Source organism: Streptomyces sp. NPDC008317 (assembly GCF_042955955.1).
In the GTDB taxonomy this organism is placed as follows: domain Bacteria; phylum Actinomycetota; class Actinomycetes; order Streptomycetales; family Streptomycetaceae; genus Actinacidiphila.
Genome location: NZ_JBIBFQ010000007.1, coordinates 270,921 through 285,839 on the forward strand (window position 1 = coordinate 270,921; position 14,919 = coordinate 285,839).

The following is a 14,919-nucleotide window of genomic DNA, read 5'->3' on the forward strand; positions in this document are numbered from 1 at the left end:
GTCCGCATCTCTCATCACGCAGCGTTTTTGCAGCGTGTCGTGTCATGGGCGCTACGGCCTCCGGGGCCGCCCCGCATCAGCCGAGCGCGGCGTCCGCATGGAGGAGCGCCCGCAGTCTGAGCAGCCCGCGGCGCGAATGGCTCTTGACCGTGCCGAGCGGCAGACCGGTGCGCTCGGAGATCTCGGCGTGGGTGAGGTCCCAGTAGAAGGCCATGCACAGCACCTGCTTCTGGGCGGCGGGCAGCTTGGCCAGTTCACGGGTCACGAAGACCCGGTGGAGCGCGGCGTCGGGCTGAGCGTCGGCGTCCGGCTCGGGCGGCAGGGCGGAACCGGCGTTGGCCACGAGTACGGAGCGGCGCGTGCGGGCGGAGAGCGCGTCGGCGATCTTCCGGTGCGCGATGCCGATCAGCCATCCGGCCAGGGACCCGCGGTCCGGCCGGTAGCCGTGCCGGCCGCGCCACGCGGCGAGGAAGACCTGCTGGGTGACGTCCTCGGCCTCGCGTGCGTCGCCGAGCGACCGGCGGGCGAGCGCGTGGATCAGCCCGCCCCAGCGGTGGTAGGCGGCGGCCACGCAGTCCTCGTTGCCCCGCACCAGACCGGCCGCCAGCTCCGAGTCGGCCAGGCCCAGCTCGGCCGGTTCCCACAGCGGCGCGTCGGACCCGCCCCGGCCGTCGGCGGAGCGGGCGGGCACCGGTACGGCGGGGGGAGCGGGTGCGGCGGCAGCGGATGCGGACGCGGGCTCGTGCGCGGGTTCCGCGACGGTGCGTACGGTCATGGAGCTGCCCTTCTTCGGTCGGGTTCCTGCCGGGCGGGTCGCGAGCCGCCGGGAAGCCCGGCGCGCGGGGCCGCTTGCCGCCGATGCGGCGGGGTCGGCTCGTCCTAGCGTGCGAATCACCGGCCAGGTGGAGCAACTCGCACCGTTTCTGCGTCGTATAGTGAAGAGATGAGCGAGGAGACGGGTGGGACGCGGGGGGCGTCGGGAGCGCGGGAGCCTGTCGAGGCCGGGATCGCCACGGGTGCGCTGGCGCGGCGGCTCGGGGTGTCCGCCACGACGGTGCGGTCGTGGGACCGGCGGTACGGGATCGGTCCGGCGGTCCGTTCGGACGGTCGGCACCGGCGCTGGGCCCCGCGGGACGTGGCCGTCCTGGAGGAGATGTGCCGGCTCACCGCCTCGGGCGTGCCGCCCGCGGAGGCGGCCCGCGCCGCTCAGGCCGCCGCCGGCACCGCGCCCGCGCCCACGAGCCCGGCGTCGGCCGGGCCGCCCCGGCCCGCCACTCGGCAACCGGCCGCCGGGAGCGGCCTGCCGCTCGGGGATGTCCGGCAGGAGTGCCGCGGGCTCGCGCGGGCCGCGGTGCGGCTGGACGGCCCGGCGGTGGACGCCCTGCTGACCGACCTGGTCGAGCGGCACGGGCTGGTCGTCGCCTGGGAGGAGGTGATGGCGCCGACCCTGCGCGCCGTCGGCCGCAAGTGGCAGACCTCAGGGGAGCGGTACGTGGAGGTCGAGCACCTGCTGTCCTGGCACGTCTCGTCGGCGCTGCGGCGGGTCCGCGCGGCACCGGCCGTCACCGGGGCGGCGCCCGTACTGCTCGCGTGCGTGCCCGGCGACCACCACACGCTTCCGCTGGAGGCGCTCACCGCGGGGCTCGGAGAGCTCGGCCTGTCGACCCGGATGTTCGGCGGGGCGGTGCCGGTCGACGCCCTGGACGAGGCCGTACGCCGGATCGGCCCGGCGGCTGTCGTGCTGTGGTCCCAGTCCCGCTCCACCGCCGACCGCCCGCTCGCCCGGCATGTCGCGGCCACCAGCTGGGGCGTCAAGGGCGCCCGTACCCATCCGATGGTCTTCCTCGCCGGTCCCGGCTGGGCCGGCCCCCTGATGCCCGGCATGCTCAGACCCCAGGGCCTGCGCGACGCCCTGTCCGCCCTGAGCCGCATCGGCTCCCCCACCCCACCACCCACCGCGGCCCCCTGACCCCCTCCGGGGGGACGCCCGGAACAGTCCTCAGCCGAGGCCGAAGCAGGCTCAGCGGCAGCCCGTGAACGCCCCGGCCAGTCCTCAGCCGACACCGCCGCAGGCCGGTGGGCGGCTCGCCGCCAGGCCGAGGAGATACGTCAGCCGCGCGTCGCGGCTCGGGCGTCAGCCGGGGTTCCGGGCGGGGTGGTGGCCAGGTATTCCTCGACCAAGGCGGCAGCCGTAGAGGTGAGGGTGTAGCCGGAGGTGACCGTGGCGCGGCCCCGCGCGGCGAGGGCGCGGGCGGCGGAGGGCGGCATGTCCAGCATCCGTTCGAGGCCGAGGCCCAGGGCGGGTGCGCTGGAGGTGTCCAGCAGTACGCCGTTGTCGCCGTCGCGCAGATAGTGGCGTACTCCCCCGCGTTCGGGGGCAGCGGTCGGCAGTCCCGCGTCCATGGCTTCGAGCACCGCGATCCCGAACTCCTCCTTGGCGCTCGGGCAGACGTACCAGGCCCGCGCCCCCGACGCCGGGTCGGCCAGCGCCCGCTCCAGGCGGCGTACGCGGGTGTTGGACAGGGCCGTGAGCAGGACGAGCCGGTGGGCCGCGCCGGGGTGCCGGGCGAGCAGGCGGCCGATCCTGGCGCGCATCGCGGTCTCGGCGGCCGACGGACGGTCGGAGGCGCCGCCGATCAGCACGAGGGAGGACCGCCGGTACAGGCCCCGCTCCAGCCAGGCCCGTACCAGCATGTCCTGCTGTTTGACGGGGTGCAGCCGTCCCACGCAGAGCAGCAGCGGCTCCCGCAGGGCGTCCGGGCCGAGCGGCGCCCGCCGCGCGCCGCCGCTACCGCCCCCGCCGAGGACCATGCCCAGCAGATCCGCCCGGTCGGACGCCTCGGACGCGGCCGGTACGTACGGCTGGATGCCCTCCGGTGGCGCGGCCGGGCCCGCGCCGTCCCGCGCGGCGGCCAGTTGGGGGAAGTGGCGGACGAGTTCGGAGGCGTCGCCCTGCTGTCCGGGTATGGCGACCACGCGTGCGGCCCGTTCGACCAGCCGGTCGGCGACGAACACCCGGTGCAGGTCGTCGCGCAGGTCGTCGGAGGCGGCCGGGGCCCGGCCGTGGCGTGCGGTCATCTGCCGGTGCGGATCGGGCGTCGCGGTGAACACCAGCCGGGCTCCGAGGCGTTCCGCGGCCTGGGCCATGGCGAGCGAGCCGTCGTCGGCATAGCGCGCGTGCAGGACGTCCAGCCGTGCGCCGAGGCCGCCGAGCAGCCGTACGGCCCACCAGGCCAGCGCCTCGCGGTGGGCGCCCATCTCGTGCTGGCCGAGGGGATGTTCCGCGTCCACGGGGAGCCGCAGCACCCAGTGCCCGGGGCCCCGGGCGTGCAACAGGCTGTCGTCGCGCGCCAGTTCGCTGCGGCTGGCGGTGACCACCGTCACGACGGCGGCGACCGCGCCGGTGTCGGCCAGCGCGTCCCCGAGGCCGCTGAGCAGCACGCTCAGGCCGCCGCTCAGCCCCTCCCCCGGAGTGTCGAGGCCGCCGAGCAGCATCGGCTGGGCGACGAGCAGACCCGGCCTGCGCGCCGCCGCGGGCAGCAGCGGGTCCTGGCCGGGGAGCAGCATCAGCCGCTCGTACGGGTCTTCCGCCTCGGCGGAGACCGGCAGCAGGGACGCGCCGCCCGGCACACCGGCGAGGTAGCGCCAGGCCGCGTGGCGGGTCGCGCGGTCACCGGCCGCCGCGAGTTCGGCCGCCTCCTCCGGCTCCAGCGGCCGCAGGCCCCGGGCCGTGGCGACGTCCAGCAGGGCCGCCGTCGCGGCCCCGGCCGGGCGGTGGCGCAGCGCCTCGCGCAGCGCGTCGCGCGCGCTGTCCGCGCCGTGCACCCGCAGCGCGTCCGGCCACGCCTCGGCCGCGGCGGCCCGCAGCCGGTCCGAGCCACCGGCGTGGCCGGTCAGCGTCTCGGGGCTGTGGGCCAGGCCCATCCGGCAGGCGCGGCGGAGTCGCGCCAGTGACAGGTCCTCCGCCTCCCAGGCGATGCCCTCGGGGAACGGCCAGCCGTACTCCGCCTGCGTGAGGTTCAGCAGCGCCCCGGCGCCCGCGCCCGCGGCGGCGGGCCGGATCCGGCCGGTCCAGAAGGTCGAACGGAGGTCGACGAAGACGTCGTCGTCCGGCGCGGGCCCCGTGCGAGCGCCCGGACCGGCGAAGACGTTCCCGGTAACCGTCCCGTCGCCGGCCGCTCCCGTGGCGGAGCCCGCCGCGGGGGCGGTCGGCAGTGCGATGTCTTCCATGGCGGCCTCTCCCGTGCGAATGGGGCTGCGGATCGTGCACAGTCATCGCTTCCGTACGGCCGAGCGGATTGGATGCACTTCGGGCGCCGGTTCTGCCTCACAGCGCGCACGCCCCTGACCTGGCAGGATCTGCCGTCGCAGCCGCGCCGCACGCCGTCGTGGAGTTCCGCGGGGGCCGCGTCGGCGTACGCGGACACCGCTCGACCGAAGGAGTCCCATGGCCCGGATCGTGGTGGTCAGCCCGCCCTTCCAGTCGCACGCCCGGCCGCTGTCGGTCCTGGCGGGAGCCCTGCGGCGGGCGGGCGACGAGGTGCACTTCGCGTGCGCGCCCGCCTTCGAGGAGCTGGCGCGGGAGGCGGACATCGGTTTCGTGCCGCTCACGGTGACGCGGAACGCCAATACGGGGATCGCGGAGACGACCGAGCAGGACACGGCGGAGGCGGCGCGTCTCACCGAGTTCCTGGACGCCACCAGGGCGGGCGCGGTGCCCGCGCTGCTCGCCCAGGCCCGGCACCGAGGCGCCGACATGCTCGCCGACCCGGAGCGGATCCTGGCGGACCTGCGGATTCTGCACGACCGGCTGCGGCCGGACTGGTACCTGGTGGACCAGCTCAATTACCCGGTGACGCTCGCCCTGCACTGCCTCGGTCTGTCGTACGCCTCCTACTGTCCCGGACATCCCGGCTACCTGCCAGCGGGCCCCGACGCCTTCTTCGGCGAACCCTGTGCCTGGCCCGCCGGGATCCGGCCGCGCCTCGCCGAGCGGGCGGCGCTGCGCACCGCGGTACGGGCGAACGACGCGGCCTTCACCTCGCTGTTCGCGGACTTCGCCGCACTCCACGCCCCGCACCGGCCGCCGCCCGGCCGGGCGTTCGCGCTCACCTCACCGCACGCCGTCGTCTACTGCTACCCGCCGCTTCCCGGCCTGCCCGTACCGCCCGAGGGGCGCGAAGCCCTCTACGCCGGTCACTGCACCGCGCAGGACGCGCCGGTCCTGGACCCGTACTGGCGCGGTGCGGCCGACCGGCTGCGGGCGGCGGCGGGGAAGGTCGTCCTGGTCGCCTTCGGCACCTTCCTGTCGGCCAGGGACGACGTGCTGCGGACCGTGGCGCGCGGCGTGCTGGAGCGCTGTCCGGACGCGGCGGTCGTCCTGGCGGCCGGGGACCGTACGGCGGCGCTCGCGGATCTGGCGGGCCCGCGGGTGTGCGTCGCGGCCTCCGTGCCGCAGCGCGCGCTGCTGGCGGAGGTGGACGCGATGGTGCACCACGGCGGCAACAACTCCTTCACCGAGTGCGTCGCCGCGGGCGTCCCGGCGCTCGTCCTGCCGTTCTCCAGCGACCAGTTCGCCGTCGCCCACGACGCCGAGCGGGCCGGGGCGGCCGTCGTCCTGGACCCGGCCGCGGCGACCGGGCGGGACATCGGGGACGCCGTGGCCTCACTGCTCACCGCGCCGCCGCCCGGACTCGGGCGGCTGTCCGCCCGGGTCCGCGAGCGGGGCCCTGACTGGGCGGCCGTCCGGCTGCGGGCCGTGATGGCCGCCCGCCAGGAGCGGCCGGTCGCACCGTAGCGGTCAGTGGGTGGTGACCGGCCGCGGGCTCGGGGCGGACCTGCCCTGTTCCGCCGCCTTGGCGATGTTGCGTGCCATGCCGCCGAAGACGAACGCGTGGAAGGGCGAGATGCTCCACCAGTACGCGTGGCCGAGGAGCCCGCGCGGGTGGAACAGCGCCCGCTGCCAGTACAGGGTGCGGCCCTGGTCGTCCCGGTCAGCGTGCAGCTCCAGCCAGGCCAGGCCCGGCAGTCGCATCTCGGCGCGCAGCCGGAGCATCCTGCCGCGGTCGATCTCCTCGACCCGCCAGAAGTCCAGGGAGTCCCCGTTCCGCAGATGAACGGCGTCACGGCGTCCGCGGCGCAGCCCGACACCGCCCGCGAGGCGGTCGAGCCAGCCGCGGACCGCCCAGGCCAGGCCGAAGGAGTACCAGCCGTTCGTGCCGCCGATGCCCTCGATCACGCGCCACAGCGCCTCGGGTGAGGCGTCGACCACCTGCTCGCGGCGGTCGGTGTAGAGGCTGCCGCCGGACCAGTCGGGGTCGGTGGGCAGCGGGTCGCTGGGCGCGCCGGGCAGCGAGGCGGAGGACCAGCGGGTCGTGACCTGTGCGTCCTGGACCCGCCGCAGGGCCAGGGCCAGGGCGCGGCGCAGCGGGAAGGGCTGGCCCTCGCCGTCCGGCACGTAGCGGGCGATGTCGTGCTCGGAGCAGACCACCTCGTGCCGCAGGGACTCCGCGAGCGGGCGGGCGATCGACCGGGGCACCGGGGTGACCAGTCCGATCCAGTGGCTGGACAGCCGTGGGGTGAGGACGGGGACCGGGACGATCAGGCGTTTGGGCAGACCGGCGATCGCCGCGTAGCCCTGCATCATCTCCCGGTAGGTGACGACGTCCGGGCCGCCGATGTCGAAGGGGCGGCTGACCTCCGGCGGCATGGCGGCGCTCCCGACGAGGTAGCGGAGCACGTCGCGGACGGCGATGGGCTGGATACGGGTACGGACCCAGCTCGGGGTGACCATCACCGGCAGCCGTTCCGTGAGGTAGCGCAGCATCTCGAACGACGCGGAGCCCGATCCGATGATCACCGCGGCGCGCAGCGCGGTGGTGGGCACCCCCGAGTCCAGCAGGATGCGGCCGACCTCGGCGCGCGAGCGCAGGTGCGGCGAGAGTTCGGCCTCCGGTACTCCGCCGGGGGTCAGGCCGCCGAGGTAGACGATGCGTCCCACCCCTGCGGCGCGGGCCTGCTCGCCGAAGACCCGGGCCGCCTCCCGGTCGGTCTTCTCGAAGCCGGAGCCGGTGCCCAGCGCGTGCACGAGGTAGTACGCCACGTCCACGTCGCGCATCGCCGCCGCCACCGAGTCGGGATCGGTGACATCGCCCTGGACCACCTCGGTGTCGTGCACCCATGGGTGATCGCGGAGCTTTCCGGGTGAGCGGGCCAGGCACCGGACCCGGTACCCGGCGGCCAGCAGTTCGGGCACCAGGCGTCCGCCGATGTAGCCCGAGGCCCCGGTGACCAGGCACAGCGGCCCGGGTTCGGTGGCATCGCTGATCATGAGCAGCTCCGTTCCGCGCGTTGTGTTCCCCCCACCGTCCCCCTTCACGGTCTCTTCCGCGCGGCCCGGTCGGCCGGATGCGGGCCGGACCACCCGCATGCGGAGATTCGTCGACAGTGACCCGATGTGGCGGCGTGATCACGATGGGTCACTCGTGGTGAGGTGTTTTCGCCCCTCCCGGCAGCAGTGGACGTCCGCTGCATCCGCGGGGGCGTCCCGGACGGAATGACCGAAGACGAAGCCGAACGACGCGAGGAGAGGAAGTCGATGAGGCGCATCGCGGCGGACGAGCACCCCTCCCCCGGTGAGCAGGCGGCCCGGGGCGCCCCGTACGACGCTTCCGCACGCGTCCTTGTCCCCCGCCCGCCGGACCCCGCGGCCGTGGACGCGGACGTCGCGGACCACGTCGGGCGGGTGCTGGCCCATGAGCTCGGCGAGCGGGTGGCGGCAGCGGCGGCGATCGACGCGGTCTTCGCGCGGGACCTCGCCGAGCGGGTCGCCGGATTCACCCTGGGCGGCGGCAAGCGCACCCGGTCGCAGTTCCTGTGGTGGGGGCTGCGGGCCGCGGGCGGCGGCGGGTCCGCCGAACAGGTGCACGCGGCGCTGCGGATCGCCGCCGCGGTGGAGCTCGTCCAGACCTGCGCGCTGGTGCACGACGACGTGATGGACGGCTCCGCGCTGCGGCGCGGACAGCCCGCCGTCCATCTCGACCTCGACGCGCAGTACCCCTGCGCGCGCCGCTCCGGCCCCGCCGAGCCCTTCGGCCGGGCGGCAGCCGTCCTGGTCGGCGACCTCGCGCTGGCCTGGGCCGACGACACCGTCGCGGCCACCGCCCTGCCCGGCGACACCTCCCGCAGGGTGCGCGTGCTGTGGCAGGCCATGCGCACCGAGATGGTGGCCGGGCAGTACCTGGATCTGCACGGGCAGACCACCGGTGCGCGGTCGGCCGCGCGGGCGCTGCGCACCGCCCGGCTGAAGAGCGCGCTGTACTCCGTCGAGCGCCCGCTGGCGCTCGGGGCCGCTCTGGCCCGCGCGGACGAGGAGACCACCCGGGCGCTGTGCGCGGCGGGCCGACAGGCGGGCATCGCCTTCCAGTTGCGCGACGACCTGCACGGGGTGTTCGGCGACTCCGCGTACACGGGCAAGCCGACGGGCGAGGACATCCGCGACGGGAAGCCCAACTACCTGATCGCGGTGGCCCGCGACCACGCCGAGGCCGCGGACGACCGGCGGGCCCTCGCCCTGCTGGACACGGCCGTCGGCGACCCGCGGTTGTCCGACGGCGATCTGGACCGGGTACGGGACCTGCTCGTCTCGACCGGCGCGCGGGCCGCCGTCGAGCACCGGATCGAGAAACTGGCCGCCGACAGCGCCCGGTTCCTGGCGGGCGCGACGCGCGTCGGACCGGTTGCCAGGGCCCGGCTCCTCGACCTCTTCCAACGCGCCGCGGGCGTATGCCCGGACGGGCGGTCCGTACACCACGCCCCGCACCCGCAGGACCGACCGGCAGCCGCCGGACCGGGCCCGCGGGAAGCCGCTGCCGCAGGAGACCACCGATGAGAACAGTGACGGGACGCACCGACCATGTCGTGGTGGTCGGGGCCGGGCTGTCCGGGCTGTCCGCCGCGCTGCACCTGCTGGGCGCGGGACGCCGGGTGACGGTTGTGGAGCGCGCCGCGCTGCCCGGCGGCCGGGCGGGCAGGATCGAGCGGGGCGGCTACCGGATCGACACGGGTCCGACCGTGCTCACCATGCCCGACCTGGTCGCGGAGGCGTTCGCGGCCGTCGGCGAGACGATGACCGACCGGCTGGACCTGATCGCGCTGCACCCGGCCTACCGGGCCTTGTTCGCCGACGGCAGCCGCCTCGACGTGCACACCGGCGCCGAGGCCATGGAGGCGGAGATCGAACGCTTCGCCGGTCCGGCGGACGCGGCGGGCTACCGGCGGCTGCGCCGCTGGCTGACCGACCTCTACGCGGTCCAGATGCGGCGGTTCATCGACGCCAACTTCGACTCGCCGCTCCAGCTCGTCCACCCGGACCTGGCCCGGCTCGCGGCGCTCGGCGGCTTCGGCCGACTCGACGCCCGCATCGGCGACTTCGTCTCCGACGAGCGGCTGCGCCGGGTCTTCACCTTCCAGGCGCTGTACGCGGGCGTACCGCCGGCCCGCGCGCTCGCCGCCTACGCGGTGATCGCCTACATGGACACCGTGGCGGGCGTCTACTTCCCGCGCGGCGGCATGCACGCGCTGCCGCGGGCGATGGCGGACGCGGCGGCCGACGCGGGGGCCGACTTCCGGTACGGGCAGGACGTCACCCGGCTGGAGCGGTCCGGCGACCGGATCACCGCCGTCGTCACGGACCAGGACAGGATCGCCTGCGACGCGGTGGTGCTCACCCCCGATCTGCCGGTCGCCTACCGGCTGCTCGGCCGGACCCCGCGCCGGGCGGTCCCGCTGCGGCACTCGCCCTCCGCGGTGATCCTGCACGCGGGCACTGACCGCACCTGGCCGGAGCTGGCGCACCACACGATCTCCTTCGGCGCCGCGTGGAAGGACACCTTCCACGAACTGACCCGCGCCGGGACCCTGATGTCCGACCCGTCGCTGCTGATCACCCGGCCGACGGCGACCGACCCGCGACTGGCCCCGCCCGGCAAACATCTGCACTACGTCCTGGCGCCGTGCCCCAACACCGCCATCGGGCCGGACGCGCACGCCTGGGGAGAGCTCTCGCCGCGCTACCGCGACAGCCTCCTCGCCGAGCTGGAGCGGCGCGGCCTGACCGGGATCGGCGCCGCCATCGAGGAGGAGTCCCTGGTGACGCCCGCAGACTGGACGGCGGACGGGCACGCGGCCGGTACGCCGTTCTCCGCGGCCCACACCTTCGCGCAGACCGGCCCGTTCCGTCCCCGGAACCTGGTGCGAGGCACCGAGAACGCGGTGCTGGCCGGCTGCGGCACCACGCCGGGCGTCGGCGTGCCGACCGTGCTCATCTCCGGCAAGCTCGCCGCGGCCCGCGTCACCGGGCCGCGCCCGCGGCGGCCGTCCCCGCCCGCCCGGACCCGGCTCGCGACGGAAGGCACCCCGGCGTGACCGCGCGCGAGCTGGACGCGGCCGGGATCGACGCGCCCGCGCTGCGCGCCGCGTACGCGCGCTGCCGACAGCTCAACGCCCGGCACGGCAAGACGTACTTCCTCGCCACCCGGCTGCTCCCGGTCGAGCGGCGACCGGCCGTGCACGCGCTGTACGGCTTCGCCCGCTGGGCCGACGACATCGTCGACAGCCTCGACCGGACGCGGACCCTCCAGGAGCGGGCCGCCGCACTGGACGCGCTCCAGGAGGAGCTGGCGGCCGGGCTGCGGCACGGGAACAGCAGGGAGCCGGTGGTGCGGGCACTCGCGCACACGGCCGCCGTGTACGACATCGACCACCGGCACTTCACCGACTTCATGGCGGCGATGCGCAGCGACCTCGAAGTGCGCGACTATCCGACGTACGCCGACCTGCGCGGCTACATGCACGGGTCGGCTGCGGTGATCGGCCTCCAGATGCTGCCGGTGCTGGGCACGGTCGTCCCCCGCGCGGAGGCCGCCCCGCACGCCGCGGCACTCGGTGTCGCCTTCCAGCTCAGCAACTTCCTGCGGGACGTCGGCGAAGACCTGGACCGCGGCCGGGTCTATCTGCCCGCGGACCTGCTCGCCGCGCACGGCGTGGACCGCGGCCTGCTGCTGTGGAGCCGGACGACCGGCGCCCGCGACGCACGGATCACCGAGGCGCTGCGGGCCGCCGCGGAACTGACCCGCGGCGTCTACCGGGAGGCGGCGCCCGGCCTGCCGATGCTCGACCCGGTGGCCAGGCCGTGCATCCGTACCGCTCTCGTGCTCTACGGCGGGATCCTGGACGCGATCGAGGACGACGGGTACGCGGTCCTGCACCGCCGTGCGGTGGTACCGCGCGAGCGGCGCGCGGCGGTGGCGCTCGACGGGCTGGTCCGGCTGGGCGCGGCGCGGCTGCGCGCCCGGGGCGGCGCGACGGCACCGGAGCCGAAGGACCGAGGGCAGGCTTCACGGACGCAGGGGCGGCCACGTCAACCACCGCGTGAACGGCCGTCGTCGGTGGGCCCGTCGTGGTCCCGCTGGGAGAAGGAGAACATGTCGTGACCGACCACCGGCCCGGCCGCTTTCCGCTGCGGCTGCGCCGCGACCCGGCCGGCTGGGCGCAGCAGCGGCCGACCTGGCGCGACGCGGCGCCGCGGCTGATCGGCGACGCCCTGAAGCGGGCCCTGGCGCGGCCGTCCGGCAACTGGTTCGTCGTCGGCGGCTCCCGCGCCGTCAAGGACGGCCGCCCGTACGGCAGGACCGTCGGCGGCACCGAGGTGGTGCTGTGGCGGGACGCGGCGGGCACACTGCGCGGCGGCCCCGGCGCCTGCCCGCACCTGGGCGCGCCCCTCAAGGACAGCTCGGTGCGCTGCGGGACGCTGATCTGCCACTGGCACGGCCTGTCCCTCAAGGGCGCGCCGTTCGCGGGCTGGGAGCCGTACCCCGTGCACGACGACGGGCTGCTGGTCTGGGTGCGGCTGGACGGGGTGGGCGGCGAGGAGCCGACGGCCGCCCCGCTGGTGCCGGTCCGGCCGGAGCCCGCGGGCGCCCTGGCCGCGGTCTATACGGGTTTCGGGGTGTGCGAACCGGAGGACGTGGTCGCCAACCGGCTCGACCCGTGGCACGGCGGATGGCTGCACCCGTACTCGTTCGTGGACCTCACGGTGGTCGGCACACCCACTGGCGATGCCGACGCGGCGCACGACGCCTTCGCGGTGGACGTGTCCTTCAAGGTCGCCGGACGGGCGGTGGTGCCGGTGCGCGCGGTGTTCACGGCGCCGGAACCCAGGACCGTGGTCATGCACATCACCGAGGGCGAGGGGCGGGGTTCCGTGGTCGAGACGCACGCCACGCCGCTCGGCCCCGACCGGTCGGGGCGTCCGCGGACCGCGGTGGTGGAGGCGGTGGTCGCCGCGTCGGACCGCCGCGGGTTCGCGGTCGCGCGGGCCGTTGCCCCGGTGCTGCGCCCGCTGATGCGCGGGGCCGCCGGGCGGCTGTGGCGCGACGACCTGGCGTACGCGGAGCGGCGGTGGGCGCTGCGCGCCGCTGGCCGCTTCCCGGGCTGACGGCGCGCGGCCCGTCACGTGTCCCCGAGTGCCGCCAGCGCCCGCAGTACGGCCGAGCGGCCCCGCTCCGGGACCGTCCAGAGCGTCTGGCCGCGCACGCCCCACCGCTCCAACAGGGCGTTGGCGGCCAGGAAGCCGGTGGTCGCCGCGCGTTCCATGAGGGCGACCGGAAGGTCGGTGCGGACCGCGTCGCCCGCCACCGTGACGGTCGGGTGCGGGGTGCGGACGGTGGGCCGGTCGTGGAAGCCGCCCACCGGGAACAACGGGCAGTCCGCGCGCCATTCGTGCCGCTGGTCGACGATCGTGGCGTGCGCCGTCTCGGGATACACCCGGTGCATCTGCCGCACCAGCCGGTCCTGGGCGGCGGGCAGGTCGTCGGAAGCGTAGGCGTACGCGTGCAGTTCGACCACCGAGCCGCCGGTCCTGGCCGCCCAGCGCGCCGCCTCGCCCTCCCAGCGCTCCAGCACGCTGATGTTGTCGAGCGGGCCGAAGCCGCTGGTGCCGAGGAAACCCGGCCGGTCGGCGGCGACCGGGCGGTCCAGCCAGAGCCGGGAGACGAGGAACGGCGGCGCGGTGCGCAGCCGTTCGGCCCGCTCCCGCCACGGCGCGTCGCACAGGCCGGGCGAGGCGGCGGCCAGGCGGCGCAGGCCGCCGCTGTCCAGGGCGAGGACGAGGGCGTCGAAGCGCCGCGTCCTGCCGTCGGCGGTGACCGTCGGGCCGTCGGGCCCCGACGACCCGGCCGCGCTCACTTCGGTGCCGGTGCGCACGTCCGCGCCGTGGCCTTCCAGGTAGCGGCCGAGCGGCTCCCACAGCGCCTGGGGGTACGGCTCGTCGGGGACGTCGAAGAGCAGGCCCTCGCTGGAGCCGAGGAAGTAGATGTGGAACATCAGGACCAGCTCCGCGGCCGAGAGTTCACGCGGGTCGGCGAAGAAGCTGCGGGAGAACACCTCGAAGGCGAGGTGCTGCGCGGCGTCGGGGAAGCGGATACGGGCCAGGAAGTCGGCGGCGCTGACCGTGTCGAGGCGTGCGTAGACCTGCGGCACGCGCACGTCCAGCAGGGGCAGGGCGGCGGCCGGGTTCATCCGGAGCAGGTCCCGCCAGCCGAAGGCGGGGCTGAGGGCGACGAAGCCGAGGGCGCTCCACGGCGGGGTGCGCGGGACGCGCGCGAAGCTGTCGTACAGGCCGCTGCTGTGCCGCAGCGGGTAGTCGGGCAGCGCGGTGAGCATGCCGAGGGAAGGGTCGGCGCGGCGGAGCAGGCCGCGCAGGTTGTAGTACTGGCGGAAGAAGGCGTGGAAGCCGCGGCTCATGGTGGCCGGTGAGCCGTCGGCCAAGTCGGTGGACCAGCCCGCCAAGCGTCCGCCGAGGCCGCGCTCGCGCTCGTACAAGGTGACCCGGGCGCCGCGCTCCGCCAGGCCGGTGGCGGCGGCGAGCCCGGCGATACCGCCTCCGATGACGGCGACCTCGGGGGCGTCGGCGCCGAAGCGGGGGCGGCCGGGCGGCGCGGGAATCGTCCGGGCGCGCCGGTCGCGGCCACGGCGGGGCGCGGCGGGGCGCCCGGTCACCGCGGGTCCCCGTGCTGGTTGCGGAGCTGCGGCTGCGGCTGCGGCTGGGGCTGGGCCAGACTTCGGGGCGGGTGGGGTGGCTCCTGTTCCGGCTCGGCGTGCGGCGGGTCCTGGGGCACGCGGCCGAGCACGGTGTGGGTGATGCCGGTCTGCCAGCCGGGCAGCGGCAGGACACGGACGGAGCCGAATCCGGCGCGGCGCACCCGGTCGCCGAGGGCGGCGGCCGTGTCGAACGCGACGACGCTGGTGTAGAGGTGGCGGTAGAGACCGGCGTCGCCGGTGAGCCGTCCTGCGGGCAGCACGACGCCCTTGCACACCCCCGCCCAGACCGCCCGGTGCGCGGCGCTCCCGCCGAGCGCGTACTCGTGCACGGCCAGTCGGCCGCCGGGGCGGAGCCGGTCGCGGACGGCGGTGAGGACGCGGTCAGGGTCGGCGACGTTGCGCACGAGATACGCGGCGAACGCGGCGTCGAACCGCCCGGTGACGAAGCCCCCTTCGGCCAGCTTCTCCACGGGCGCGTGGAGGAAGGAGACGGTGGCGGGCCAGCGTTTGGCGGCTGCCCGCTCCAGCATCCCGGCGGAGGCGTCCACGGCCGTGATCTCGGCGTGCGGAGCGGCGGCGAGCAGCGCGGCGGTCGAGGAGCCGGTGCCGCAGCCGAGGTCGAGCAGGCGCAGCCCGGCCCCGCCGTGCGGCAGCCGCAGCCGCCGGGCGGAGCGGCGCAGGTGCGCGTGGTAGCCGGGGTTCATCGCGGTCAGCCGGTCGTAGCGGGCGGAGCCATGGTCGAACGCCGACGACAACTCGTCGTCTCGCAGCAGGGGCATGGGGCGGACTTCCTGTTGGGGGGCGGCATCGGGGCGGGCG

General features: G+C 76.0%; 11 protein-coding genes. 6 read left to right on the plus strand and 5 right to left on the minus strand.

From position 1 onward, the window contains the following. Positions 1-76 precede the first annotated feature (76 nt). Entirely contained in the window at positions 77-775 is a 699-nt protein-coding gene (locus tag ACFY9V_RS23840) for a sigma-70 family RNA polymerase sigma factor (RefSeq protein ID WP_391162813.1), read from the minus strand. A gap of 168 nt (positions 776-943) precedes the next feature. On the opposite strand from ACFY9V_RS23840, the gene ACFY9V_RS23845 reads away from it, so the two are divergent. Continuing rightward, entirely contained in the window at positions 944-1,969 is a 1,026-nt protein-coding gene (locus ACFY9V_RS23845) for a MerR family transcriptional regulator (protein WP_391162814.1), read from the plus strand. Positions 1,970-2,109: 140 nt separating this feature from the next. Here the strand turns inward: ACFY9V_RS23845 and ACFY9V_RS23850 are convergent, their stop codons facing one another. Beyond that, positions 2,110-4,230, minus strand: a complete 2,121-nt coding sequence (locus ACFY9V_RS23850; protein ID WP_391162815.1) for a glycosyltransferase — start codon at positions 4,228-4,230, stop codon at positions 2,110-2,112. Between the two features lie 217 nt (positions 4,231-4,447). Between ACFY9V_RS23850 and ACFY9V_RS23855 the strand changes: the two genes are divergently transcribed. Further along, positions 4,448-5,797 (plus strand): nucleotide disphospho-sugar-binding domain-containing protein, encoded by a 1,350-nt coding sequence (locus ACFY9V_RS23855; protein ID WP_391162816.1) that lies wholly within the window; start codon positions 4,448-4,450, stop codon positions 5,795-5,797. Between the two features lie 3 nt (positions 5,798-5,800). On the opposite strand, the gene ACFY9V_RS23860 is transcribed toward ACFY9V_RS23855, so the two are convergent. Further along, entirely contained in the window at positions 5,801-7,330 is a 1,530-nt protein-coding gene (locus tag ACFY9V_RS23860; protein ID WP_391048129.1) for an SDR family NAD(P)-dependent oxidoreductase, read from the minus strand. 267 nt (positions 7,331-7,597) lie between these two features. Here ACFY9V_RS23860 and ACFY9V_RS23865 point away from each other — a divergent pair, with 267 nt between their 5' ends. Genes ACFY9V_RS23865 through ACFY9V_RS23880 form a run of 4 tightly spaced genes read left to right on the plus strand, consistent with a single transcriptional unit; the run spans position 7,598 to position 12,496 of the window. Then, entirely contained in the window at positions 7,598-8,890 is a 1,293-nt protein-coding gene (locus ACFY9V_RS23865) for a polyprenyl synthetase family protein (RefSeq protein ID WP_355335318.1), read from the plus strand. Further along, positions 8,887-10,425 carry a phytoene desaturase family protein gene (locus ACFY9V_RS23870; protein WP_391162818.1) on the plus strand — a complete coding sequence of 513 codons (1,539 nt, stop codon included), beginning with the start codon at positions 8,887-8,889 and terminating at the stop codon, positions 10,423-10,425. The genes ACFY9V_RS23865 and ACFY9V_RS23870 overlap by 4 nt, the downstream gene beginning before the upstream one ends. Next, positions 10,422-11,492, plus strand: coding sequence for a squalene/phytoene synthase family protein (locus ACFY9V_RS23875; RefSeq protein WP_391048134.1), 1,071 nt, complete (start codon positions 10,422-10,424; stop codon positions 11,490-11,492). The genes ACFY9V_RS23870 and ACFY9V_RS23875 overlap by 4 nt, the downstream gene beginning before the upstream one ends. Further along, complete coding sequence (locus ACFY9V_RS23880) at positions 11,489-12,496, plus strand: DUF5914 domain-containing protein (RefSeq protein WP_391162819.1); 1,008 nt, start codon at positions 11,489-11,491, stop codon at positions 12,494-12,496. Before ACFY9V_RS23875 ends, ACFY9V_RS23880 begins: the two co-directional genes overlap by 4 nt. Before the next feature lie 14 nt (positions 12,497-12,510). Here the strand turns inward: ACFY9V_RS23880 and ACFY9V_RS23885 are convergent, their stop codons facing one another. Then, complete coding sequence (locus ACFY9V_RS23885; RefSeq protein ID WP_391162820.1) at positions 12,511-14,058, minus strand: FAD-dependent oxidoreductase; 1,548 nt, start codon at positions 14,056-14,058, stop codon at positions 12,511-12,513. After that, the gene (locus ACFY9V_RS23890) at positions 14,055-14,879 is read right to left on the minus strand and encodes a class I SAM-dependent methyltransferase (RefSeq protein ID WP_391162821.1); all 825 of its coding nucleotides are present in this window, start codon (positions 14,877-14,879) and stop codon (positions 14,055-14,057) included. The genes ACFY9V_RS23885 and ACFY9V_RS23890 overlap by 4 nt, the downstream gene beginning before the upstream one ends. Between the last annotated feature and the right edge of the window lie 40 nt (positions 14,880-14,919).